The organism is Frigoribacterium sp. CFBP 8754, from assembly GCF_014841815.1.
Taxonomy (GTDB): domain Bacteria; phylum Actinomycetota; class Actinomycetes; order Actinomycetales; family Microbacteriaceae; genus Frigoribacterium; species Frigoribacterium endophyticum.
In genome coordinates this window covers 255,837-278,525 of record NZ_JACYUO010000002.1, presented here as the reverse complement: position 1 = coordinate 278,525, position 22,689 = coordinate 255,837, and the positions used below count along the sequence as shown (strand labels likewise).

The 22,689-nt window shown below is 74.6% G+C and carries 23 protein-coding genes and 1 pseudogene; 19 read left to right on the top strand and 5 right to left on the bottom strand.

Annotation, left to right across the window (positions count from 1 at the left end; translation table 11 throughout):
* Positions 1 to 4: 4 nt before the first annotated feature.
* The 9 genes from ligA to IFT72_RS07785 all read left to right on the top strand — a co-directional run bounded on the left by ligA (position 5) and on the right by IFT72_RS07785 (position 10,195).
* Positions 5 to 2,341 (top strand): NAD-dependent DNA ligase LigA, encoded by a 2,337-nt coding sequence (gene ligA / locus IFT72_RS07825; RefSeq protein WP_371741215.1) that lies wholly within the window; start codon positions 5 to 7, stop codon positions 2,339 to 2,341.
* A 105-nt stretch (positions 2,342 to 2,446) separates the two neighbouring features.
* Entirely contained in the window at positions 2,447 to 3,937 is a 1,491-nt protein-coding gene (locus tag IFT72_RS07820) for an alpha/beta hydrolase (RefSeq protein WP_192046081.1), read from the top strand.
* A gap of 61 nt (positions 3,938 to 3,998) precedes the next feature.
* Positions 3,999 to 4,298 (top strand): Asp-tRNA(Asn)/Glu-tRNA(Gln) amidotransferase subunit GatC, encoded by a 300-nt coding sequence (gene gatC / locus IFT72_RS07815; protein WP_056056516.1) that lies wholly within the window; start codon positions 3,999 to 4,001, stop codon positions 4,296 to 4,298.
* Positions 4,299 to 4,300: 2 nt separating this feature from the next.
* Positions 4,301 to 5,851 (top strand): Asp-tRNA(Asn)/Glu-tRNA(Gln) amidotransferase subunit GatA, encoded by a 1,551-nt coding sequence (gene gatA, locus IFT72_RS07810; protein WP_056056515.1) that lies wholly within the window; start codon positions 4,301 to 4,303, stop codon positions 5,849 to 5,851.
* Complete coding sequence (gene gatB, locus IFT72_RS07805; protein WP_192046080.1) at positions 5,851 to 7,350, top strand: Asp-tRNA(Asn)/Glu-tRNA(Gln) amidotransferase subunit GatB; 1,500 nt, start codon at positions 5,851 to 5,853, stop codon at positions 7,348 to 7,350. The genes gatA and gatB overlap by 1 nt, the downstream gene beginning before the upstream one ends.
* Before the next feature lie 37 nt (positions 7,351 to 7,387).
* On the top strand, positions 7,388 to 8,230 hold the full coding sequence (locus IFT72_RS07800) for a hypothetical protein (RefSeq protein ID WP_192046079.1): 843 nt from the start codon (positions 7,388 to 7,390) through the stop codon (positions 8,228 to 8,230).
* Positions 8,223 to 9,065: a DUF3097 domain-containing protein gene (locus tag IFT72_RS07795; protein ID WP_185233251.1), complete on the top strand. Its 843-nt coding sequence runs from the start codon at positions 8,223 to 8,225 to the stop codon at positions 9,063 to 9,065. The genes IFT72_RS07800 and IFT72_RS07795 overlap by 8 nt, the downstream gene beginning before the upstream one ends.
* A gap of 55 nt (positions 9,066 to 9,120) precedes the next feature.
* On the top strand, positions 9,121 to 9,765 hold the full coding sequence (locus IFT72_RS07790) for a hypothetical protein (protein WP_056056511.1): 645 nt from the start codon (positions 9,121 to 9,123) through the stop codon (positions 9,763 to 9,765).
* Positions 9,766 to 9,796: 31 nt separating this feature from the next.
* Positions 9,797 to 10,195, top strand: a complete 399-nt coding sequence (locus tag IFT72_RS07785) for a DUF3054 domain-containing protein (RefSeq protein ID WP_192046078.1) — start codon at positions 9,797 to 9,799, stop codon at positions 10,193 to 10,195.
* Positions 10,196 to 10,277: 82 nt separating this feature from the next.
* On the opposite strand, the gene IFT72_RS07780 is transcribed toward IFT72_RS07785, so the two are convergent.
* Positions 10,278 to 10,601: a hypothetical protein gene (locus IFT72_RS07780; protein ID WP_056056509.1), complete on the bottom strand. Its 324-nt coding sequence runs from the start codon at positions 10,599 to 10,601 to the stop codon at positions 10,278 to 10,280.
* Positions 10,602 to 10,804: 203 nt separating this feature from the next.
* Here IFT72_RS07780 and IFT72_RS07775 point away from each other — a divergent pair, with 203 nt between their 5' ends.
* From IFT72_RS07775 to IFT72_RS07755, 5 genes are all read left to right on the top strand, one after another.
* Complete coding sequence (locus IFT72_RS07775; RefSeq protein WP_192046077.1) at positions 10,805 to 11,545, top strand: DedA family protein; 741 nt, start codon at positions 10,805 to 10,807, stop codon at positions 11,543 to 11,545.
* A 94-nt stretch (positions 11,546 to 11,639) separates the two neighbouring features.
* Positions 11,640 to 12,335, top strand: a complete 696-nt coding sequence (locus IFT72_RS07770) for a hypothetical protein (RefSeq protein ID WP_192046076.1) — start codon at positions 11,640 to 11,642, stop codon at positions 12,333 to 12,335.
* A 148-nt stretch (positions 12,336 to 12,483) separates the two neighbouring features.
* Positions 12,484 to 13,512: an SDR family oxidoreductase gene (locus IFT72_RS07765; RefSeq protein ID WP_056056507.1), complete on the top strand. Its 1,029-nt coding sequence runs from the start codon at positions 12,484 to 12,486 to the stop codon at positions 13,510 to 13,512.
* Positions 13,509 to 14,975, top strand: a complete 1,467-nt coding sequence (locus IFT72_RS07760) for an NAD(P)/FAD-dependent oxidoreductase (RefSeq protein WP_192046075.1) — start codon at positions 13,509 to 13,511, stop codon at positions 14,973 to 14,975. Before IFT72_RS07765 ends, IFT72_RS07760 begins: the two co-directional genes overlap by 4 nt.
* Positions 14,972 to 15,427, top strand: coding sequence for an SRPBCC domain-containing protein (locus IFT72_RS07755; RefSeq protein ID WP_056056505.1), 456 nt, complete (start codon positions 14,972 to 14,974; stop codon positions 15,425 to 15,427). Before IFT72_RS07760 ends, IFT72_RS07755 begins: the two co-directional genes overlap by 4 nt.
* A 49-nt stretch (positions 15,428 to 15,476) precedes the next feature.
* Here IFT72_RS07755 and IFT72_RS07750 read toward each other — a convergent pair whose 3' ends face one another.
* The 3 genes and pseudogenes from IFT72_RS07750 to IFT72_RS16610 form a co-directional block, all read right to left on the bottom strand.
* Entirely contained in the window at positions 15,477 to 16,928 is a 1,452-nt protein-coding gene (locus IFT72_RS07750; protein ID WP_192046074.1) for a serine hydrolase, read from the bottom strand.
* A gap of 276 nt (positions 16,929 to 17,204) precedes the next feature.
* On the bottom strand, positions 17,205 to 17,741 hold the full coding sequence (locus IFT72_RS07745; protein ID WP_192046073.1) for a DUF4184 family protein: 537 nt from the start codon (positions 17,739 to 17,741) through the stop codon (positions 17,205 to 17,207).
* Positions 17,742 to 17,772: 31 nt separating this feature from the next.
* A pseudogene (locus IFT72_RS16610) lies at positions 17,773 to 18,018 on the bottom strand (DUF4184 family protein); the annotation flags it as partial.
* Between the two features lie 217 nt (positions 18,019 to 18,235).
* Between IFT72_RS16610 and IFT72_RS07735 the strand changes: the two are divergent.
* Genes IFT72_RS07735 through IFT72_RS07725 form a run of 3 tightly spaced genes read left to right on the top strand, consistent with a single transcriptional unit; the run spans position 18,236 to position 19,283 of the window.
* On the top strand, positions 18,236 to 18,685 hold the full coding sequence (locus IFT72_RS07735; protein WP_192046072.1) for an SRPBCC domain-containing protein: 450 nt from the start codon (positions 18,236 to 18,238) through the stop codon (positions 18,683 to 18,685).
* Positions 18,686 to 18,732: 47 nt separating this feature from the next.
* Positions 18,733 to 19,032 carry a hypothetical protein gene (locus IFT72_RS07730; RefSeq protein WP_156370048.1) on the top strand — a complete coding sequence of 100 codons (300 nt, stop codon included), beginning with the start codon at positions 18,733 to 18,735 and terminating at the stop codon, positions 19,030 to 19,032.
* A complete protein-coding gene (locus IFT72_RS07725) occupies positions 19,029 to 19,283 on the top strand; it encodes a hypothetical protein (protein WP_185233231.1) in 255 nt (84 codons plus the stop codon). The genes IFT72_RS07730 and IFT72_RS07725 overlap by 4 nt, the downstream gene beginning before the upstream one ends.
* Before the next feature lie 117 nt (positions 19,284 to 19,400).
* Here IFT72_RS07725 and IFT72_RS07720 read toward each other — a convergent pair whose 3' ends face one another.
* Positions 19,401 to 20,144, bottom strand: a complete 744-nt coding sequence (locus tag IFT72_RS07720; protein ID WP_192046071.1) for a hypothetical protein — start codon at positions 20,142 to 20,144, stop codon at positions 19,401 to 19,403.
* A 228-nt stretch (positions 20,145 to 20,372) separates the two neighbouring features.
* On the opposite strand from IFT72_RS07720, the gene IFT72_RS07715 reads away from it, so the two are divergent.
* Positions 20,373 to 20,906: a PadR family transcriptional regulator gene (locus IFT72_RS07715; protein ID WP_244634310.1), complete on the top strand. Its 534-nt coding sequence runs from the start codon at positions 20,373 to 20,375 to the stop codon at positions 20,904 to 20,906.
* 71 nt (positions 20,907 to 20,977) lie between these two features.
* The gene (locus IFT72_RS07710; RefSeq protein WP_192046346.1) at positions 20,978 to 22,654 is read left to right on the top strand and encodes an AarF/ABC1/UbiB kinase family protein; all 1,677 of its coding nucleotides are present in this window, start codon (positions 20,978 to 20,980) and stop codon (positions 22,652 to 22,654) included.
* The last annotated feature ends 35 nt before the right edge of the window (positions 22,655 to 22,689 follow it).

The window sequence follows — 22,689 nt, the reverse complement described above, 5'->3', positions numbered from 1 at the left end:
CGAGGTGGCCGACATCGACGACGCCGCCGCCGCCGCTGACGCCGAGGTGCCCGACGACCTCGCGACCGCGCGCGACGAGGTCGAGGCGCTGACGTCGCGCGTGCTCGAGCTGCGCGACCAGTACTACGAGGGCAACGCCTCGACGGTGAGCGACGCCGACTACGACGCCCTCGTGCGTCGCCTCGATGCCCTCGAGCGCGCCCACCCCGAGCTGCAGAAGCCCGACAGCCCGACGCAGACCGTGGGCGGCCGGGCCGAGACGACGCAGTTCGCGCCGGTCGAGCACGCCGAGCGCATGCTCAGCCTCGACAACGTCTTCAGCGACGACGAGCTCGCCGAGTGGGCGGGCAAGGTCGAGCGCGACGCCGGCGCCGAGCGCGTGCGCTTCCTCTGCGAGCTCAAGATCGACGGCCTCGCGATCAACCTGCGCTACGAGCACGGCGTGCTCGTCACGGCCGCCACCCGCGGCGACGGGGTCGTCGGCGAGGACGTCACGGCGAACGTGCTCACGATGGGCACGATCCCCGAGCGGCTCAGCGGCACCGGGCACCCGGCGATCGTCGAGGTGCGGGGCGAGATCTTCTTCCCCGTCGCCGAGTTCGACCAGCTGAACGCCCGGCAGCGCGAGGCCGGCGAGCGCGTCTTCGCGAACCCGCGCAACGCCGCGGCCGGCTCGCTGCGCCAGAAGATCGAGGGCAAGAGCCCGGCCAAGCGCGAGCTGATGGACGCGCGGCTGCGCAGCCTGCGGATGCTCGTGCACGGCATCGGTGCCTGGCCCGTCCGCGAGCTCGAGCGCGACACCGAGGTCCGCGCCCAGAGCGAGGTCTACGAGCTGCTCGCGTCGTGGGGCCTGCCGACCTCGACGCACTACCGCGTGTACGACACCGTGCCCGAGGTCGCCCGGTTCATCCACGACTACGGGGTCAGGAGGTCGTCGGTCGAGCACCAGATCGACGGCATCGTCGTCAAGGTCGACGACCTCGCGCTCCACGACGAGCTCGGGGCGACGAGCCGGGCGCCCCGGTGGGCCACGGCCTTCAAGTACCCGCCGGAGGAGGTCAACACCGAGCTTCTCGACATCGTCGTGAGCGTCGGCCGCACCGGCCGCGCCACGCCGTTCGCGGTGATGCGCAAGGTCGAGGTGGCCGGCAGCGAGGTCCGCCAGGCGACGCTCCACAACCAGCACGTCGTCCGCGCCAAGGGCGTGCTGATCGGCGACACCGTCGTGCTCCGCAAGGCCGGCGACGTGATCCCCGAGGTGCTCGGCCCGGTGGTCGAGCTCCGCGACGGCAGCGAGCGCGAGTTCGTCATGCCCGTCGACTGCCCCGAGTGCGGCACCCCGCTGGCCCCGGCGAAGGAGGGCGACGTCGACCTGCGCTGCCCGAACGCCGAGAGCTGCCCGGCGCAGGTGCGCGGGCGCGTCGAGCACATCGCCTCCCGCGGCTCGCTCGACGTCGAGGGCCTCGGCGAGGTCGCGGCGGCTGCGCTGACCCAGCCCGTCGAGCCCGCCGAGCCGCCGCTCCGCACCGAGGCCGGGCTCTTCGACCTGACGATGGCCGACGTCTTCCCCGTCAAGGTCGTCGTCCGCGACTCCGAGACCGGCATGGAGAAGCTCGGCGACGACGGCGCGCCCAAGCTCGTCACGCCCTTCCGTCGTCGCCGCGGCAAGGCCGACGGCCCGTTCGACCCCGAGGCGGCCGAGTTCGCCGGCGACGAGACCAGCGTGCCGTCGAAGACGGCCATCGAGATGCTCGCCAACCTGCAGGCGGCGAAGACCAGCCCGCTCTGGCGGATCCTCGTCGGGCTGAGCATCCGCCACGTCGGCCCCGTGGCCGCCCGCGCGCTCGCGGACCACTTCGGCTCGCTCCACGCGATGCGCTCTGCCAGCCGCGACGAGCTCGCCGCCGTCGACGGCGTCGGCGGCATCATCGCCGACGCCCTGCTCGCGTGGTTCGAGGTCGACTGGCACATCGAGATCCTCGACCGCTGGGCCGCTGCGGGCGTCCAGTTCGACACCCCCGGCCACCCCGGCCCCGGCGCCGCCGTCGAGGCGGGGGGCGTGCTCGCCGGCCTGACCGTCGTCGCCACGGGCAGCCTCGAGGGCTTCAGCCGGGAGGGGGCGCAGGAGGCGATCCTCGCGGCGGGCGGCAAGGCCGGCAACAGCGTGAGCAAGAAGACCGACTTCGTGGCCGCCGGCCCCGGTGCCGGGTCCAAGCTCACCAAGGCCGAACAGCTCGGGTTACGGATCATCGACGCGGACCAGTTCCGTGTCCTCCTTAAGGAGGGCCCGGCCGCGTTCGCTGACCCCAGTTCGGGGGGCGTCGACGACCCGGAGGCCTGAGATCACTGGCCCCCCGAACGGGTCCCCTCCTACGATGTGAGCACGTGTCGACCTCTGCTGTAGGGCGCAGGGGCACTGGCACCCATCGAGGGGGAAACACCCGACGTGCTGTTCCTCGCCACAGCCATCCTTTCTGCATCGATCCACTTCGCCGGAGCGGTCGATGCTCCCGTCGTGCCCGGGGTCGCGGTCACCGCGCCCGGAGAGCCGGGTGGTCCTCCGCTCGCCGACACCGCCGCGCCGCCTCGCGGTGACGAGCCGGCGACCGTCGACACGACGCCCGGTCTCGAGCAGGTCGCGGTCTGCCGCGCACTCGCCACGGCCGAGCCGTCGACCACGACCGGCGCGCGGCCGTCGACCGCGGCCCCCGACCTCACGGTGCCCGCGTGCCTCGCCGAGCTGAGGGGCGCCTCCTCGCCGGCCCTCACGGCCCTCGGTGACTCGTTCGACCCGGTGGGCGACGACGCGTCGCGCCTGTCGGCGGTGCTGACGGCCGGTGCCGACGCACCGACCACGGCGGCGTGGTGGGCCGGCCTCGACGACTCGCGCCGGCTCGGCCTCGTCGCCGCCGTGCCCGGCGTGGTCGGGCAGCTCGAGGGCGTGCCCTACTCCGTGCGCGACCAGGCCAACCGGCTCTTCCTCGGCGCCGCGACGCTGGCCCTCCACGACCGCAACGAGACCGCCGCCGAGCAGGACGGTGACGACGCCCGCTCCGCCATGCTCGGGCAGGTCCAGCTCGCGCTCGCCGACCGGAGCGCGGGCGACGAGGACCGCCAGCTCATCGCCCTCGACACCGTCATGCCCGGCCGGGCCGCCGTCTCGGTGGGCAGCCTCGACACCGCCGACGACGTCAGCGTGCTCGTGCCCGGCATGTTCTTCACGGTGCAGGGGCAGATGGTCGACTGGGCCGAGACCGCGGGGCAGCTGCACGACGAGCAGCGCGCCTGGACGTACCTCCTGGCGCGCTCCGACGCCCGTCCGCTCGACAGCGTCGCCGTCGTGGCCTGGATGGGCTACCGCACGCCCGACCTCACGAACGTCTACACGCTCGACCTCGCCCGTCAGGGGGCCGGCCACCTCGAGGACGCCCTCAGCGGTCTCGACGCGGCCCGCGCCTCCGACGCCCCCCGGGTGACCGTCGTGGCGCACTCGTACGGGTCGACCACCGCGACGCTGGCCCTGTCGTCGGGCCGGGTGAGCGTCGACTCGCTCGCGCTGCTCGGCTCGCCGGGCAGCGTCGTGCCGACGGCGGCGATGCTGTCGGTGGCCGACGACGACGTCTACGCCGCCGCGGGCAGCTTCGACCCGGTGGCGGGCAGCGGGTACTTCGGGGTCGACCCGGGCACGGGCGCATTCGGCGCGGTGCTGCTGCACACCGGCGGAGGTGACGACTCCGTGACCGGCCGCGCCCTCCGCGCCGCGCTCGGCCACAACGACTACCTCCTGCCCGGCACGGAGTCGATGAGGAGCCTGGCCCTCATCGCCCTCGGCCACGGCGACATGGTCGACGGCGACGAGCGCGGCCCGGGCGAGCCGCGGCCCGACGGGCCGGAGCTCGCGCTCGTCCGCCCGCAGGACGTCTACCTGCGCGACTGAGCCCCGTAAGATCGACCGGTGCCCCGACCGGGGCCCCCACTCCACCATGTGACGGAGCAGCATGTCTGAAATCACGCGCGAGCAGGTGCAGCACCTCGCCGGTCTCGCCCGCATCGCCCTGACCCCCGACGAGATCGAGACCATGACGCGGGAGCTCGGCCACATCGTCGACAACGTCGCCAAGGTCGCCGAGGTCGCGACCGACGACGTCCCCGCCACGAGCCACCCCATCCCGCTCGAGAACGTGTTCCGCCCCGACGTCGTGGGCGAGACGCTCACGGTCGAGCAGGCCCTCTCGGGCGCCCCCGACCACGACGGCTCGCGCTTCCGCGTGACCGCGATCCTCGGAGAAGAGCAGTAGCCATGACCGACGCCTCCTCGATCGTCCGCCTCAGCGCGGCCGACCTCTCCGCGGCGCTCACCGCCGGCGACGTCTCGGCCGTCGAGGTCGCCCAGGCGCACCTCGACCGCATCGCCGCCGTCGATGGCGACGTCCACGCCTTCCTCCACGTCAGCGACGCGGCCCTCGCCACCGCCGCCGACGTCGACCGTCGCCGCGCCGCCGGCGAGCAGCTCGGGGCCCTGGCCGGCGTGCCGATCGCCGTCAAGGACGTCCTCTGCACGCTCGACATGCCCTCCACCTCGGGCAGCAAGATCCTCGAGGGGTGGGTGCCGCCGTACGACGCCACCGTCGTCCGCAAGGTGCGCGCCGCCGACATGGTGCCCCTCGGCAAGACGAACATGGACGAGTTCGCGATGGGGTCGTCGACCGAGTTCTCGGCCTACGGCCCGACCCACAACCCGTGGTCCCTCGACCGCATCCCCGGCGGCTCCGGCGGCGGCTCGGCCGCGGCCGTCGCCGCCTTCGAGGCGCCTCTCGCGCTCGGCAGCGACACCGGCGGCTCGATCCGCCAGCCGGGCGCCGTCACGGGCACCGTCGGCGTCAAGCCGACCTACGGCTCGGTCAGCCGCTACGGGGCGATCGCCCTCGCGAGCTCGCTCGACCAGGTCGGGCCCGTGAGCCGCACGGTGCTCGACTCCGCCCTGCTGCACGACGTCATCAAGGGCCACGACCCCCGCGACTCCACCTCGCTGCGCGACGAGTGGCCCTCGTTCGCCGAGGCGGCCCGGGCAGGCCTGGCAGGAGGCGCGCTGCAGGGCGTGCGCATCGGCGTCGTCCGCGAGCTGAACGGCGAGGGCTTCCAGGCCGGCGTCAAGGCCCGCTTCGCCGAGGCCCTGGAGCTGCTCTCGGGCGCCGGCGCGGAGATCGTCGAGGTCTCGGCCCCCAGCTTCGAGTACGCCATCAGTGCGTACTACCTGATCCTCCCCGCCGAGGCGTCGTCCAACCTCGCGAAGTTCGACTCGGTGCGCTTCGGCCTCCGCGTCGTGCCCGAGGGCAAGGGCACGGTGGAGGACGTGATGGCGGCCACGCGCGAGGCGGGCTTCGGCCCCGAGGTCAAGCGCCGCATCATCCTCGGCACCTACGCCCTCAGCGCGGGCTACTACGACGCGTACTACGGCAGCGCGCAGAAGGTGCGCACGCTGGTGCAGCGCGACTTCGCCGCGGCCTTCGACCAGGTCGACGTGCTCGTCTCGCCCTCGGCCCCGACGACGGCGTTCCCGCTCGGCGAGAAGCTCGACGACCCGCTGTCGATGTACCTCAACGACATCACGACGATCCCGGCGAACCTCGCCGGCATCCCCGGCATCACGGTGCCGATGGGCCTCGCCGAGGAGGACGGGCTGCCCACGGGCCTGCAGTTCATGGCGCCCGCCCGCCAGGACGCCCGTCTCTACACCTACGGCGCCGCGCTCGAGCAGCTGCTCGAGCAGGGCTGGGGCCACACGCTCATCTCCCGTGCCCCCGACCTGAGCGCCACCGAACAGAACGCCGCCACCGAGGGAGTCATCTGATGGCCAAGGCAGACCTGATGGACTACGACGAGGCCCTCGAGAAGTACGAGGTCGTCATCGGCTTCGAGGTGCACGTCGAGCTCGCGACGAAGACCAAGATGTTCTCCGACGCGCCGAACTTCTTCGGCGGCGCCCCGAACACGAACGTGACCCCGGTCGACCTGGGCCTCCCGGGCTCGCTGCCCGTCGTCAACGAGCAGGCCGTGAGGTACTCGATCAGCCTCGGCCTCGCCCTCGGCTGCTCGATCGCCGAGAGCTCGCGCTTCGCCCGGAAGAACTACTTCTACCCCGACAACCCCAAGAACTACCAGGTCAGCCAGTTCGACGAGCCGATCGCGTACGAGGGCGAGGTCGAGGTCGAGCTGCCCGACGGCACCGTCTTCCACGTGCCGATCGAGCGCGCCCACATGGAGGAGGACGCCGGCAAGCTGACGCACGTCGGCGGCTCGACCGGCCGCATCCAGGGGGCCGAGTACTCGCTCGTCGACTACAACCGCGCGGGCATCCCGCTGGTCGAGATCGTCACGAAGCCGATCATCGGCGCCGGGGTCCTCGGCCCCGAGCTGGGCGCCGCCTACGTCTCGACGATCCGCGACATCGTGCGCGGCCTCGGCGTGAGCGAGGCGCGCATGGAGCGCGGCAACCTCCGCTGCGACGCCAACGTGTCGCTCCGGCCGCACGGCCAGGTGGAGCTCGGCACCCGCACCGAGACCAAGAACGTCAACTCGTTCCGCTCGGTCGAGCGTGCCGTGCGTCACGAGATCCAGCGCCAGGCCGCGATCCTCGCCGCCGGCGGCACCATCACGCAGGAGACCCGGCACTGGCACGAGGACACCGGCCGCACCTCCGCCGGCCGCCCGAAGAGCGACGCCGACGACTACCGCTACTTCCCCGAGCCGGACCTGCTGCCGGTCGTGCCGTCGCGCGAGCTGGTCGAGGAGCTGCGCCTCGCGCTGCCCGAGGCCCCCGTCGCGATGCGTCGTCGGCTCAAGGCCGACTGGGGCTTCGCCGACCTCGAGTTCCAGGACGTCGTGAACTCCGGCCTGCTCCAGGAGCTCGTCGAGACGGTCGCCGCCGGGGCCTCGCCGCAGGCGGCCCGCAAGTGGTGGACGGGCGAGATCGCCCGCCTCGCCAACGCGGCCGGGGTCGACGCGTCGACCCTCGTCTCGCCCCGCCACGTCAGCGAGCTGATCGCGCTCGTCGAGACCGGCGAGCTGACCGACCGCCTCGCGCGCCAGGTGCTCGAGGGCGTCGTCGCCGGGGAGGGCTCTCCCTCCGAGGTCGTCGAGGCGCGCGGGCTCCGCGTCGTCTCCGACGACGGCGCGCTGATCGCCGCCATCGACGAGGCCCTCGCCAGCCAGCCCGACGTGCTCGCGAAGATCCGCGACGGCAAGGTCCAGGCCGCGGGCGCCGTCATCGGTGCGGTCATGAAGGCCATGAAGGGCCAGGCGGACGCCGCTCGCGTCCGCGAGCTCGTGCTCGAGAGGGCCCAGGCCTGATCGTCGCGCCCGCTCCCGTCGTCGGCGGCCGGTCGTCGTGACCGTGCCGCCGACGATCCGCGCCGCGGCGCCGGCCGGCCTCGCGCTGGCCGTCGCCGGCGTCGCCCTGCTCGTCTCCTGGTGGGCGCTGCCCGACCGGGTCGGCCTCGTGCACGAGCCCGAGACCGGAGCCGTCGCGTTCGCCGCGAGCCGGGTCGACCTCGTGCTCGTCGTCGGCCTGCTGCTCGTCGGCACGCTCGTCGCCTACCTGGTCTGCGCGGCCTTCCTCGCGTGGACTCCCGCCCGGCACGTGCTGGTGCCCCACGCCGAGCACTGGAAGGCCGCGGGCCGCCGACCCGAGCTGCGTCGCCGGCTCGCGGCCTGGCTGGCCCGGGGCTTCGCCGTCGCGTGGTGGTCGGTCGCCCTCGAGCTCGTCGTGACCATGCTCGCGCAGCGCGGCGGCGCCCTCGCCACGTGGTGGCTGCCCGCCGCGGTCTCCGGGCTCACCGTGCTCCTGCTGCTCGGCGGGCTCGTCGTCGCGTTCACGGCGGGCTTCACGCCGGACGCTCGTCCGGCGGCGGCGGCGGCCGCGTCGGCGGCCCCGGCGCGGGCCTCGGCCCCGGCCCGGGCCTCGGCCCCGACCCGCGCCGGGGGCCGCGGCTCCGTGGCGGACGCGACCGCCGCCTCCTCGCGCCCCTCCCGCGCCGGCGGGGCGCCGGCCGCTCCCGCCGCGACGTCCCGGGCCGCGCGCCCGGCCTCGACGACGGCTCGCGGCGCCGGTGCAGCTCCGGCCGCGGGTGCCGACCGCCCGGGCCCGCCCCGGCCCTACCAGCCCCGACCCCGGGCGCCCCGTGCGCCGGGCTCACGACCCCACCAGGGAGGTGGCTCGACCCGTGGATGACGACCGGTACGGCCGAGACGTGCTCAGCGGCGACTGGAAGCGCTCGTCGCGCCCCGCGCCGACCCCCACCGACGCGGTGCGCGACCTCGTCGTCGAGGAGTCGCGGAGCGGCTTCACGGGAGCGGTCGTGCGCGTCGAGGCGGGCACGGTCGAGCTGGAGGACTGGAAGGGGCGCGTCCGCGCCTTCCCGCTCTCGGGCTCGTTCCTGATCGACGGTGCGCCCGTGGCGCTCCGGGTGCCGAGGGCGGCGCCGCAGGGTCGTGCCCGCACGGCCTCCGGCTCCTTCGCCGTCGGCGACGCCCGCGCGCGGGTGGCCCGCCAGAGCCGCATCTTCGTCGAGGGCCGGCACGACGCCGAGCTCGTCGAGAAGGTCTGGGGCGCCGACCTGCGCGTCGAGGGCGTCGTCGTCGAGTACCTCGAGGGCGTCGACCACCTCGCCGAGGTTCTGGCCGAGTTCCGGCCGACCGCCGAGCGCCGCGTCGGCGTGCTCGTCGACCACCTCGTGCCCGGGTCGAAGGAGAGCCGCATCGCGGAGGCGGTCACGAGGGGCCCGCACGGCCGTCACGTGCTCGTCGTCGGGCACCCGTTCGTCGACGTCTGGCAGGCCGTCGTGCCCGCACGCCTCGGGCTCACGCGCTGGCCGGAGGTGCCCCGCTCGGTCGAGTGGAAGCACGGCGTCTGCGAGGCCCTCGGCTGGCCCCACGACGACCAGGCCGACATCGCCGCGGCGTGGCAGCGCATCCTCGGCCGCGTGCGTGCCTTCGGCGACCTCGAGCCCGCGCTGCTCGGCCGGGTCGAGCAGCTGATCGACTTCGTCACCGTCGACCAGGGCTGACGGCTCGCCCGGGCGTGTCGGGCGTCTCCCGGCCTCGGGCCCTAGATTCGTCGTCATGGTCGATTCCCTCGAGGGGCAGGTGCGCACGGCGGTCGACGCCTGGCTGCGCTGGCTGCCCCGGTGGCGGATCGGCACCGCCCGGGCCCGCACGCGCGTCTGCCGGGTCTGCTTCGGCTCGCCCGTCGCGGTCGCCGCCGGGTTCGACGGCGACGTGCCCCACGCCGTGCAGCACGCGCTGCTGAACCGGCTCCGGCACATCGTCGACGACGAGGTCGACTCGTACACCACCCGCAACCTGCCCCTCGTGACCCGCGAGCTCCGACGGGCCGCCGAGGTCGGCGTCGACGGCTACCGGCCCGACGAGGGCCTCGCCCTCGAGTTCGACGGCCTCGACGTCGACCCCGAGCCGGAGCCCGGCCAGCCGTTCCTGTTCACCCTGGAGGGCCTCGCCGCCGAGGAGGCCGCACGGCACGCAGCCGACGGCGTCGACGACGAGCCCGAGTTCTCGGACGAGGCGAAGGCGGCCCTGCGCCGCGAGCTCGCGTTGGCCGACGAGCACGCGCAGTCGGTCGGCACCGCGCTCTGCTTCGCGGTCGTCGCCCAGCGCGAGCGGATCGCCGACGCCGTCGACCGGCTCGTCGAGCCGCAGGTCGAGGAGCTGCTGGCCGAGCTCTCGCGCACGCTCGAGCCGCCGCGCTGAGCCCGACCCGCCCGTACCCCCTGAGGACACCATGACCACGCCCCGCTCCGCCACCCCCTCCCGCCGTCCGCCGTGGTGGGCGCTCGCCCTCGACGCCGTCCTGGTCGTGGCCTTCGTCGTCATCGGCCGCCGCAGCCACGCCGAGGGCCTCGACCTGACCGGGCTCGCCACCACGCTCTGGCCGTTCGCGGTCGGCCTCGTCGTGGGCTGGCTGAGCGTGGTCGGCGTGCGCTGGCCGCTGCCGCGCCTCGCCTCCGGCGCGGTCGTCTGGGTGTCGACGGCCGTGCTCGGGGTGCTGCTCCGGGTCGCGAGCGGGCAGGGCGTGCAGCTGAGCTTCGTCGTCGTGACGATCGTCGTGCTCGGCGTCTTCCTGCTGGGGTGGCGGGGCGTCGCGGCGCTGGCCCGGCGGGGCGGTCGCACCCGGCGCTGACGACGGCGGCGGAGCAGGGCTCGAGGGCCGCTCCGCGACTCCGCGGGGCCCGGCGGTCGATCGGCCTGGTGGCCTGCCCGGGCTACTTGCGCTTGACGCTGTTGTCGGTGCTGGGCTCGTCGGTGAGCACCAGGCCCGACGAGCTGTTCGACGACGCCGTCAGCTCGGTCAGCCAGTCACGGTTGATGGCGGGCACGCGGCCGCCGGAGTACTTGAAGTAGAGGGGGATGCCCGGGTCGAGCCAGATGCTGCTGCGCCCGTCGCCGACCTTCTGGGTGTCGCGCCACGAGAAGAAGAACGACTCGCGGCGCCGGAGCTTCGTGGCGATGACGATCTGGAGGTGCTCGAGCACGCGGTCATCGAACTCGACCTCGATGCCGGAGGTGCCGTAGATCAGCGATCCCATGGAAGTCCTGTTCAGTCCTGTCGTCTGCTCCGCACCGGGGACGAGGAGGCGAGGGTGCGGTCGTGCGCCAATCTACCGTGCACGGCGGGCCCGGTCCGGCACGCGACACGAGCCTGTGGGCGGTCGTCCAGCCCGTGCTGGCATGCTCGACGGAGCCGATCCGACCCGTGGCGACCGCGGGCACCGAACCGACCCAGGGACCCATGACCTCCACCGCCGTGCTCGCCCCGTCCGCCTCTGCCGCCCTCGCGGGCCCGTCGGGGGGCCTGCCGTCCACGGTCGTCGCGCAGGGCGCCTCCTCGTCCGTCCAGGAGCTCGACGGCCTCGTCGGCGTCGCGGCGCGCGTCATCGACGCCCTGGGCGAGTGGGGCGTGGGGCTGCTGACCTTCGTCGAGACGGTGTTCCCGCCGATCCCGAGCGAGATCGTGCTGCCGCTCGCCGGGTTCCTCGCCGGGCAGGGGAACATGAACATCGTGCTGCTGATCGTGGTCAGCACGCTCGGCGCCTACGTGGGCGCGCTCGTCCTGTACTGGCTGGGCGCCGTGATCGGCCTCGAGCGGAGCATCACGCTGCTGTCGAAGCTCCCCCTCGTCGACCGGGAGGACTTCCAGAAGGCGGCCGACTGGTTCCACCGGCACGGGCGGTCGGCGGTCTTCTTCGGGCGCCTCGTGCCCGGCGTCCGGAGCCTGATCTCGCTGCCGGCCGGCGCCGAGAAGATGCCGCTCGCCTCGTTCACGCTCTTCACCGTCGTCGGCAGCGGGCTCTGGAACGCCCTCCTCATCCTGCTCGGGGCGGCCCTCGGCACCCAGTACGAGCTGATCGACCGCTACGCGAAGTACCTCGACTACGCGGTCTACGCGGCGATCGGCGGGGTGGTGCTGTGGCTGGTGCTGCGGGCCGTGCGCCGTCGCCGGGCCTCCGCCCGCGACTCCGCTCGGAGCTGATCCGCACCGCGCGTCCAGGCGCGGGCGGCCGGTCGTCCGTACTGTCGGAGACCCGTCGGGGCCGACGCCCCGACCCGACAGACAGGACGGCACCATGGGATTCCTCGACAGGCTGCTCGGACGAGACGACGAGGCCGCGGGCCAGCAGGCGCAGGCACCGGCACCGGGAGGGCGGGCACCGGCGCGGAGCGACGACGAGATCGCCGTCGAGCGCTACCGCTACCTGCTGCGCACGGCGCCGCCCGAGACCATCGAGCAGGTGCACGCCGAGGCCTTCGAGAAGCTGAGCCCCGAGCAGCGCCGGCTGGTCTTCGACGAGCTCAGCCGTGAGGCCGGCCAGGGCGAGCAGCCCCGCGGCGACGACGCCGGGTCGCTCGCGCAGGCGGCGACCCGGTCGGAGCTGCGGAAGCCGGGCACCCTCGAACGGACCCTGGGAGGCGGCGGTGCGGCCGGCGGTCAGGGCGCGCAGGCAGGCGGCCGCCCGGGCATGGGCATGGGCTCGATCATCGGCGGGTCGCTGCTCGGCACCGTCGCGGGCTACGTCGTGGGCTCCGCGCTCGTCGGCGCGTTCCTGCCCGACGGGGGCAGCGACGTCGCGGGCGGAGAAGGCGAGGGCGGTGCCGACGGCGGCGACGGCGGCGACGGCGGGCAGGACGGCGGGGACGCGGGCCAGGACGGCGGCGACGCGGGCGACGGCGGCGGCGACGACTTCGGCGGTGGCGGCGACTTCGGCGGGGGCGACTTCGGGGGCGACTTCGGGGGCGGCGACCTGGGCGGCTTCGACATCTGACACCGCGCCTCCTGCAGTCCCTCCCCAGGGCGGCGCCCGGCCGGTCGTCCCCGTGACGTCCCCCGGGGCGGACGCCGCCCAGCGGGGTCGGACTACCGTCGACCCGGCACGGCCTGAGCCAGCGGGCCGCCGACGAGCCAGGAGAACCATGTCGAAGAGCACCCCCACGAAGCCCCGCGTCGCCGTCGTCACCGGAGGCTCGGCCGGGCTCGGCCGGGCCGTCGTGCGCGAGCTCGCCGAGCGCGGCTGGGACGTCGCGGTGCTCGCCCGCGGGCAGGACGGCCTCGATGGCGCCGTCGCCGACGTGGAGGCCGCCGGTCGTCGCGGCCTCGCCGTGCCGACCGACGTGGCCGACCGCGAGCAGGTCGAGGCCGCCGCGACGCGCGTCGAGCAGGAGCTCGGCGAGATCGACCTCTGGGTCAACGACGCCATGGTGGGCGTCTTCGGGGAGTTCCTCGAGACCGACCCGGCCGACTTCGAGCGCGCCACGGCGGTCAACTACTTCGGCTTCGTCAACGGCACCCGCGCCGCCCTCTCGCGCATGGTGCCGCGCGACCGCGGCCACGTCATCCAGGTCGGGTCGGCGCTCGCGCACCGCGGCATCCCGCTGCAGGCGTCGTACTGCGGGGCCAAGCACGCGGTGCAGGGCTTCACCGAGTCGGTGACCACCGAGCTGATCCACAACGGGAGCGCCGTCGAGATCTCGACCGTCGACATGCCCGCGCTGAACACCATCCAGTTCAACTGGGTGCGCTCGCGCCTGCCGCACCACCCCAAGCCGGTGCCGCCGATCTACCAGCCCGAGGTGGGCGCGATCGCGATCGCCGACGTGGCCGACAAGCCGCGACGGCGCACGTGGCTCGGCGAGCCCACGGTGATGACCGTGCTCGGCAACCGCTTCGTGGCGAACTTCCTCGACGTCTACCTGGCCAAGTCGGGCTACTCGGGCCAGCAGGCCCCCGAGAAGTCGGAGGCCATGCTGCCCGACAACCTCTACCAGCCCACCAGCGGCGACCACGGCGCCCACGGCATCTTCGACGACCAGGCCCGCAGCACCAGCCCCCAGGTCTGGTACACGCGCAACCGCGGCCTCAGCTACGCCCTGGCGGGCGCCGGGGCGGTCGGCGCGGGCGTCGCCGTCGTCCGTGCCCTGGTCGGAGGGCGCAAGGGCGCATGAGCCACGCCTTCGACGCGGTCGTCGTCGGCGCCGGGCCGAACGGCCTGGCGGCGGCGGTCGTCCTCGCCCGGGCCGGCCTGCGCGTGCAGCTGCTCGAGCGCGACGACACGATCGGCGGCGGCACCCGCACGAAGGAGCTGACCCTGCCCGGGTTCCGGCACGACGTCTGCTCGGCCGTGCACCCGATGGCGATGGCGTCCGGGTTCTTCCGGCGCTGGGGCCTCGAGCAGCGCGTCGACATGATCGTGCCCGAGGTCTCGTACGGCCACCCGCTCGACGGCGGCCGCGCCGGGGTCGCCCACCGCGACCTCGAGCGGACCGTCGAGGGCCTCGGCCGTGACGGTGCGACCTGGCGTCGCATGTTCTCGCGCCTCGTCGACATCGAGGCCGAGCTCTCGCAGTTCACGCTCTCGCCGATCCTCCAGCTGCCCCGCCACCCGCAGACGGTGGTCGAGTTCGGGCTGCGCATCCTCCACCAGGGCGGCCCCTGGTGGGACGCCGGGCTCCGCACGGAGGAGGCGCGGGCGCTGCTCGCGGGCGTGATGGCCCACGCCATCCGCCCCATGCCGAGCCTGTCGGCGGGCGCCGCGGGCCTCGCGCTCGCCGTCCACGGCCACGGCTACGGCTGGGCGGTGCCCCGGGGCGGCAGCCAGGTGATCGCCGACGCGCTCGCCGACGACCTGCGAGCCCACGGCGGCGTCATCGAGACGGGCGTCGACGTGACCAGCCTGCGCCAGCTCGACGCGCGCGTGAAACTGCTCGACGTGACCCCGCGCCAGCTGATCGCCATCGCGGGCGACGAGATGCCCGCCGGCTACCGACGTCGTCTGGAGCGGTTCCGGTACGGGGGAGGCGCCTCCAAGGTGGACTTCGCCCTCAGCGGGCCGGTGCCCTGGGCGGCGGAGGAGCTGCGGCGGACGCCCACCGTGCACCTCGGCGGCACGCGGGCCGACATCGCCCGGGCCGAGCACGACGTCGCCCGCGGGGTGCACCCGGCCGAGCCGTTCGTCCTGGCCGTCCAGCCCGGCGTCGTCGACGACAGCCGAGCCCCGGCCGGCCAGCACTCGCTGTGGACGTACGCGCACGTGCCCAACGGCAGCACCGTCGACATGACCGAGGCGATCACCCGCCAGATCGAGCGCTTCGCGCCCGGCTTCCGCGACCTGGTCCTCGCCAGCAGCGCCCGGTCGGCCGACGAGCTCGAGGCCTACAACCCGAACTACGTCGGGGGCGACATCGCCTCCGGCGCCCCGAGCCTGAAGCAGCTCATCGTGCGCCCCGTGCTCTCGACGGACCCGTGGCGGACGGCCGTGCCCGGCACCTACCTCGCGTCGTCCTCGGTGCCGCCGGGCCCGAGCGTGCACGGCATGGGGGGTGCCTACGCCGCGCAGAGCGCTCTGCGCCACGAGTTCGGCATCGACCACCTGCCCCGTCTGGGGCCCGACGGAGGGAGCGACTCGTGAGCGTCGTGCACCGGTTCCTCGAGGCGTCGCCACGCGACGTCTTCGACGTCCTCAGCGACGGCTGGCTCTTCCCGAGCTGGGTCGTCGGCGCGTCGCGCATCCGCGACGTCGAGCGCGAGTGGCCCCGGGCCGGCGCGAAGATCCACCACTCGTTCGGCGTCTGGCCGCTCGTCATCGACGACTCGACGACGCTGCTCGAGTGGGACGCCCCGCGGCGGGCCGTCTTCCTCGCCCGCGGCTGGCCGGCGGGGGAGGCCCGCGTCGGCATCGACGTCGCGGACCGTGCCGGGGGCTGCTTCGTGACGATGACGGAGGAGGCCGTGAGCGGCCCGGGTGCGCTCGTGCCGGACGCCGTGCTCGACGTGCCGCTCACCTGGCGCAACCACGAGGCGCTGCGGCGCCTCGCCTGGCTGGCCGAGGGGCGCCTGCGCGACACCGTCCACCCGACCTGACCCGCGACTCCCGACGGCCGGCCCGGCCCTAGCGACGGCCGGCCCGGCCCTAGCGCGTCGCCACGTCGTCGGGGCCGGGGGCCCGCAGGGTCCTCAGGTCGGGGCCGTGCAGGGGCGCCGTCCGCCACCGGACGCTCACCGTGCCGGTGCCCCGGCCGGCGTCGAGGTGGAGGCGGTGGGGCGTCTCCACGAAGACGACGTCGACGAGCAGGTGGTCGCCGTGCTGCTCGGCCCAGGTGGCGAGCGGGCCGGTGGTGCGCCACTCGCCGAGCCCCAGGGCGGCCTCGAGGCGGTGGTCGCCCTCGACGAGGGTGAGCGTCGGCGTGCCCTCGGTCGTGACCTCGACGGCGGTGAGGCCGGGCTGGTCGCCGCCCGCGGCGACGGTCCAGGTGCCCGCGGCGGGGGCGCCGACCGTCTCGGTGCCCCCGGTCGTGTCGTCGCCCGCCGCGCCGTCGCCGGTCGGGGCCGCGACGCCGGGCAGCGTGAGCGCGCCCAGCCGCTCGGCGAGGCGGGCGTCGTCGTCGGCGCTGCCGCCGGCCCCGAGGGACGGCAGCACGGTGGCCCAGACGAGGTCGAGCAGCGCCCTCGTGTCGGTGGTCTGGCTCGTGATCGCGACGACGAGGTCGTGCTCGGGCACGACCAGGCTGAACTGGCCGTAGGCGCCGTCGGCGCGGTAGCCGTGCGTCGAGACCCAGAACTGGAAGCCGTAGCCCTGCTGCCAGTCGGCCGAGCCCTCGTGCGCCGTCGAAGCGTGCGGGCGCGACGCCTCGGCGACCCAGGCGGCGGAGACGAGCTGCTCGTCGCCCCACCGGCCCTGCTGCAGGTGCAGCTGGCCGAGGGCCGCGACCGCGTCGGTGGTCGTGTGCAGGCCGCTGAAGCCCAGCTCGGCGCCGCTCGCGTCGCGCTGCCACGCGGCCACGTCGATGCCGAGCGGGTCGAGGAGGCGGGGGCGCAGGTAGCCGACCAGCGACGTCCCCGAGGCGCGGCGCACCACCTCCGCGAGCGTGTAGGTGCAGGGCTGGTTGTACGCGAAGACCGAGCCGGGCTCGGCCTCGGGCGGGGTGAGCAGGAAGCCGCGGACGACGTTCGTGGGGTCCAGCGCCTCGGCGCGGTCGAGCGTCTCCGTCCGGTGGCCGCTGGCCATGGCGAGCAGGTGGCGGAGGCGCATCCGGCGCGTCCGGTCGTCGGTCACCTCGGCGTCGAGCTCGGGGAACCAGCTGATGACCGTGTCGTCGATCGTCAGCAGTCCCTCGTCGGCGGCGATGCCGACCGCCGTGGCCGTGAAGCTCTTGCTCACCGAGTAGACGAGGTGCGGGCGCTCGGCCGAGTACGGCGCCCACCAGCCCCGGGCGACGACGGCGCCGCGGTGCACCACGACGAGGCCGTGCGGCTCGACGCCGGGCGTCGCCTCCAGGCCGTCGACGAGGGCGAGCAGCCCCCGGGCGTCGACGCCCAGGTCGGAGGGGGAGCGGGTGGGCAGCGTGGTCGTCGTCGAGGTCACGGGCCGAGCCTACGACGCGCCTCCCGGCCTGGGCGTCCGTTGCCCCGCCGGCCGGCGGATCGCCCCCGCCCCCGCCCCGCCCCGCCCCGCCCTGCCCCGCCGCGCCCGCCGTGCCCTGCCGCTCTCTGTCGCAATTGCCGACCGTTCGCCTGCTCCCGGCGTCCTGGTACCTGACTTTCCGGTCATCAGGAGGCGCGTGGTCGGGTTCTGCAGCTCGGGCCGGCTGCCTGTGCCGGGTGGGCGGTGGCGCGGAGTTCGTCGAGTTCAGGCACCCGGTCATGGTGCAGCGCCCTCGCCCCGACCGTCGAACGGCTCCTCGGGGGTCGCGACGCCCTCGGTGCGCCCTCCGGCGCGTCGTCCGAGCTGGACGGCGACGGACGCCCCGACGGCCAGCAGCAGCAGGAGCGCGCCCGAGCCCGTGCCCGCGAAGAACACGAACGACTTCGCCGTCCCGACGTCGGAGGGCAGCCCGCGGGTGACCGCCACGGCGACGGGGCCCGTGACCAGGGCGGCGACGGCGAGCCACCACGAGACGGTCCGCGACCGTGACGGTCGAGGCCGAGCGCTGACGGGTGCGCGCCGCAGGTACCGCGCCCCGGCGACCGCGAGCACGGCGAGCCCGACGACCGACGACCCGTACTGCGCCCACTGCGTGCCGACGAAGGGGCCCCACGGCTCCGCCAGGGCGGGCAGCAGGGTGCTGCCGAGCCGCCCGGGGTGGGTGAAGGCGTCCCACCCGACGTGCGTCAGCACGCCGACGGCGACGGCGAGCAGCACCCCGAGGAGGCGGCCGGCCGACGTCGCCCCGGGCACGGCCCAGGCCGGCGGGGGGGCGCGTGCCGACGACCGGGGGCAGCAGCACCCCGGCGGCGGGGCGCAGCACCCGGAGCCACACCAGGTAGAGCAGCGCTCCGAGCGGCACGGAGACCACGAGCAGGCCCGGGACGCCGTGCGTGGTCTCGTAGGTCACCCCGACGGGGAAGAAGAGGGGGAGGTCGGGCGCCATCGAGCCGACGGCGACGGCCCCGGCGGGCAGCGGGCTCCGGACGAACGGCAGGGCGACGACCGCGTGGCTGGGGGTGAAGGGCACGACCCATGGTCGCGGGGCGGGTGGCCCGGCGTCGTCCTCCCCAGGGCGGGACGGTGTCCACCCGTGGGCTGAGCAGAGCGCCGGGCGTGCGTCGTCGCGCGGCCTTGGCGCGGCCGGTCGGGGCCTGGGACACTGCCACCAGGCCTGCGAGGGCCGACCACCGACTCCGGCAGGTCGCCCGCCCCGGCCACCGCCACCGAACCGAGGAGCACCCCCGATGAGCGACCAGGCTGCCGAGGGCGTCGAGATCGTCCGGACCTTCACCGCGCCTCCCGCAGCGGTGTTCTCGGCCTGGACGACCGCCGCCGACTTCGCCCGCTGGTTCGGCGGACCGGCCGTCGACGTGCCGCTCGACGCCCTCGACTACGAGGCCGTCGCGGGGCGGGCCTGGTCGGCGACCATGGTGCTGCCCGACGGGAACGCCCTCAGCTGGGCCGGCGAGTTCGTCGAGGTCGTGCCCGACGAGCGCCTCGTCCTGACGCTCACCGACGACCCGGCGTCGCCCGCTCGCGCGACGATGGTGGTCGAGCTCGCCGCGGTCGACGGCGGCACCCGCATGCGCTTCACACAGCAGACGCCGGGCTTCTCGGCCGAGCAGCGTGACGCGACCGCCGCCGGCTGGGCCGGCTTCTTCGAGGAGCTCGCCGCCGGCCTGCCCTCGTCGTAGCCCACGCTCCGTCGTCGCCCGCCGCGTCGTCGCCCTACCCTGGGCGCATGAGCCGACCCGCCGAGCCCGCTGCGCCGAGACCGCGCCTCGTGTGGGCCGTCGTGCACTACTGGACCGCCACGGTGCACGACTACGAGGAGGTCGCCTTCCCCCGCCTCTTCGGCGTGTACTCGACGAGGGCACGCGCCCGGGCGGCTGCTGACCGCGCCCGGACCCAGCGAGGCTTCGACGGGCGCCTCGGCGCCGTCGACGAGGTGGAGCCCCTCCGCATCGAGAGGTGGCCGGTCGATGAACCCGCCTGGGTCGGCGGCTTCTTCTCGTACGACGCCGAGGGGCGCGAGGAGTGACGAGGGTCTGGTCGCTGACGCACCTCCGCCCGCGGGGGTCGCACACCGAGTGGCCGCTCGTCGACGTCAAGCAGATCGGCTTCTTCCGGTCGGAGGGCGAGGCCCGCCGAGCCGCCCGTCGCCTCCGCCTCGACCCTGGCTTCCGACGCTTCCTGGACCAGTTCCGCATCGAGGCCGTCGAGCTCGACGTCGACCGCTACGACGACGGCTTCGACCCCGACGCCGACCGGGATCTCGTCCCGAGCGACTGAGGGCCCCCGAGTGGTCGCGAACTGCTGCCCGGAGGGGGCGAGAGCCGCCGATCGTGACCACTCGGGCGACGGCGGGGCCGAGCGCGGGAGGCGGGTGTTCACCTGAGCGGCTCGTCGTCACGTCCTGGAGGCTGCCCGCCAGGCGTCGTAGCTCTCGTACTCCGCCGCGAGGCTCGCGAAGACCGGGCTCCGATCCGCCAGGGTGAACACCTGCCGACGGTAGGACCGCCGCAGCGGCAGGGTGAGCTCGACCAGGTCGGGCAGATCGAGCAACGGGGTCAGGTCGTGGTCGACGAGGCGCGTGCCGGGCAGCGAGAGGCACCGCAGCTGCCGCAGGCGGGGCACCCACCTGAGATGCGGCACGGTCAGCCCCGTGTCCGAGCCGGGCGAGACGTTGCCGAGGGTGAGCGAGGTGACGCCCACCAGCTCGCTGAGGACGGCCACGTCAGGCACGCGATGGACCTGCGACAAGGTCAGCTGTGTCAAGCGCGCCATCCCGAGGAGCGGGGTCAGGCTCTCGACCCGACTCGCGCCCTGCAGGTCGAGCGTCTCGAGCGAGGAGAGCTGGGCGACAGGCGACAGGTCGTCGTACGGGCCCCACTTCACGCCCAGGGACCTCAGCTGCCCCTGGCCGGCCACGGCGGCCAGGAGTCCCTGGCCCACCCGAGAGGCGAGCCGGAGATCGGTGATCGCGGTTGGCCGCGTCGAGAGGAACTCGATCCACGATCGCAGCCGGCGGGCCTCCGCGGCGGCGCCGGACCCGGGGGACGCGGCGTGCGTGGCCACGATCGCGACCCGCTCCTCACCGGCGTACTGGTCCGGGTGGTCGATGAGAGGGACGACCTCAGGACGTGTGTTCACGAGCTCACGCTAGGGCGTCGAGCCCCGGGTGAGGGGAGATGGGTCACAGAGCCGTCGAGTGGTCGCGAACTGCTGCCCGGAAGGGGCGAGAGCCGCCGATCGTGACCGCTCGGGCGACGGCGGGGCCGAGTGCGGGAGGCGCGGTGCCAGCCTGAGCGCCCGCCCGGCTCCGTGTCGGGGGCCAGGTATATCGTTCGGGCATCGCTCGACCCTCGACTGGAGATCATCATGAGCACCTCGCGCACACCCGGTTCGTTCCCCGTCGACCTCGACGGCATGTGGCATGCCATGGACCAGCTCCGGTCGACCTTCGACCGCCGCGACGGCGCCCGCGCCCCGCGCGGCGAGCTCCGCGCGGCGATCCTCGCCCTCCTCGCCGAGCGACCGATGCACGGCTACCAGGTCATCCACGAGATCGAGGAGCGCACGGGCGGTGACTGGAAGCCCAGCGCGGGCTCCGTCTACCCGACCCTCCAGCTGCTCGCCGACGAGGGCCTCGTCGTCGCGGAGGAGACCGACGGCCGCAAGGTCTACTCGTTGACCGACACCGGCCGCGCCGCCGCGGGCGTCGACCCGTCCGACCCGTGGTCCGCCCCGCGCTCCTCCGGCGACCGGCGCACCGCCCTGCCCAAGGCCGGCATCGAGCTCGCCCGCGCCACGGCGCAGGTGGGCCGCACCGGCACCGCCGCGCAGATCGACGAGGCGGTGGCGGCCCTCGACGAGGCCCGTCGCCGCATCTACTCGATCCTCGCTCGAGACTGACGCGGGTGGCACCGACCGCCCCCCTCCCGACCCCCACAGCCTCAGCCCGAGCCGGTGAGCCGGGCGACGCCCTGCGCGACCGCGCGGGGCGGGCCCGGTACCGGCGCATCCTCCGGTTCGCCTCCCGTCACCTCGCCGTGACCTGGTGGTTCGAGCTGGTGCTGCCGAGGTTCGGCCTGCGCTGGGTCGCCGAGCGCACCCGCGCCCGTCGCATGCAGCGCTTCGCACGCGGCTTCCACGCGCTGGCGCTCGACCTCGGCGGGCTGATGATCAAGGTCGGGCAGTACCTCTCGTCGCGCCTGGACGTCCTCCCGCCCGAGATCACGAAGGAGCTCGAGGGTCTGCAAGACGAGGTGACGCCCGTGCCGTTCCCCGAGATCCGGGCGCTCGCCGAGGCCGAGCTGGGCATGCCCCTCGACCGCGTCTTCACCGCCGTCTCTCCCGAGCCGATCGCCGCCGCCTCCCTCGGCCAGGCGCACCGGGCGACGCTCGGCCCGGTCGACTCCGCCGACACCGGGCTCGTCCACGTCGTGCTCAAGGTGCAGCGGCCCGGCATCGACCGGATCGTCGACGTCGACCTCGCCGCGCTCCGCAAGGTGGGCGGCTGGCTGAGCCACGTCCGCCTGGTCTCCGACCGGGTCGACGCCCCTGCCCTCGTCGAGGAGTTCGCGCGGACGAGCCTAGAAGAGATCGACTACCTCAACGAGGCCGCGAACTCGGCCCGCTTCGCGGCCGACTTCGCCGACGACGACCGGGTCGGCGTGCCCGACGTCATCTGGGAGCGCTCGACGCGGAAGGTGCTCGTGCTCGAGGACGTCTCGGCGATCAAGATCACCGACGTCGACGGCCTCCGCGCCGCCGGCATCGACCCGGTCGAGGTCGCCCCCGTCTTCGCCGCGGTGATGTTCGACCAGCTCTTCACGAACGGCTTCTTCCACGCCGACCCGCACCCCGGCAACATCTTCGTCACCCCGGTGGCCGCCGCCGAGGGGGAACGCCCCTGGCGGCTGACCTTCATCGACTTCGGGATGATGGGGGAGGTGCCCACCGGCACCCGGAACGGTCTGCGAACGCTGCTGATCGCCGCCGCCTCCCGCGACGGCAGCGGCATGGTGAACGCGATGCGCGACCTCGGGGTGCTCTTGCCCAGCGCCGACACCCGTGAGCTCGAGCGGGCGGTCAGCGCCACCTTCGCCCGCTTCGGCGGAATGGGGTTCGCCGAGCTGCGTGAGGTCGACCCTCGGGAGTACCGCGAGTTCGCCGGCCAGTTCGGCGACCTGATCCGGGCCCTGCCGTTCCAGCTGCCCGAGGACTTCCTGCTGGTGCTCCGCGCCGTCACCCTCACCTCCGGCGTCTCCAGCGCCCTCGACCCGGTCTTCAACCTCTGGGACTCCGTCGAGCCCTACGCGGCGCAGCTCGTCCGCGACGAGCGCGGCAACGCCGTGCAGGACGTCGCGCGACGCGCCCTCGCCGCGGCCGACGTCACCGTCCGGCTGCCCGGTCGGCTCGACCACCTCGTCACGCGCCTGGAGGACGGCACGCTGGAGGTCGGCAGCCCGCGCATCGAGCGTCAGCTCGGTCGCATCGAGCGGACGGCCCGCCGGGTGCTCGCGGCCGTGCTCTTCGCGGGCCTGCTCATCGCCGGCGCCGTGCTGCGCACCGACGACGACGGCCTCGGCACGGTGCTCATGGCCGCGTCGGCCGTGCCGCTGCTCTACGCCCTGCTCGCCGGAAGGCTGCCCGGCTGACGCCGGGCTGCCCGGTCAGCCCCGGGCTGCCCGCC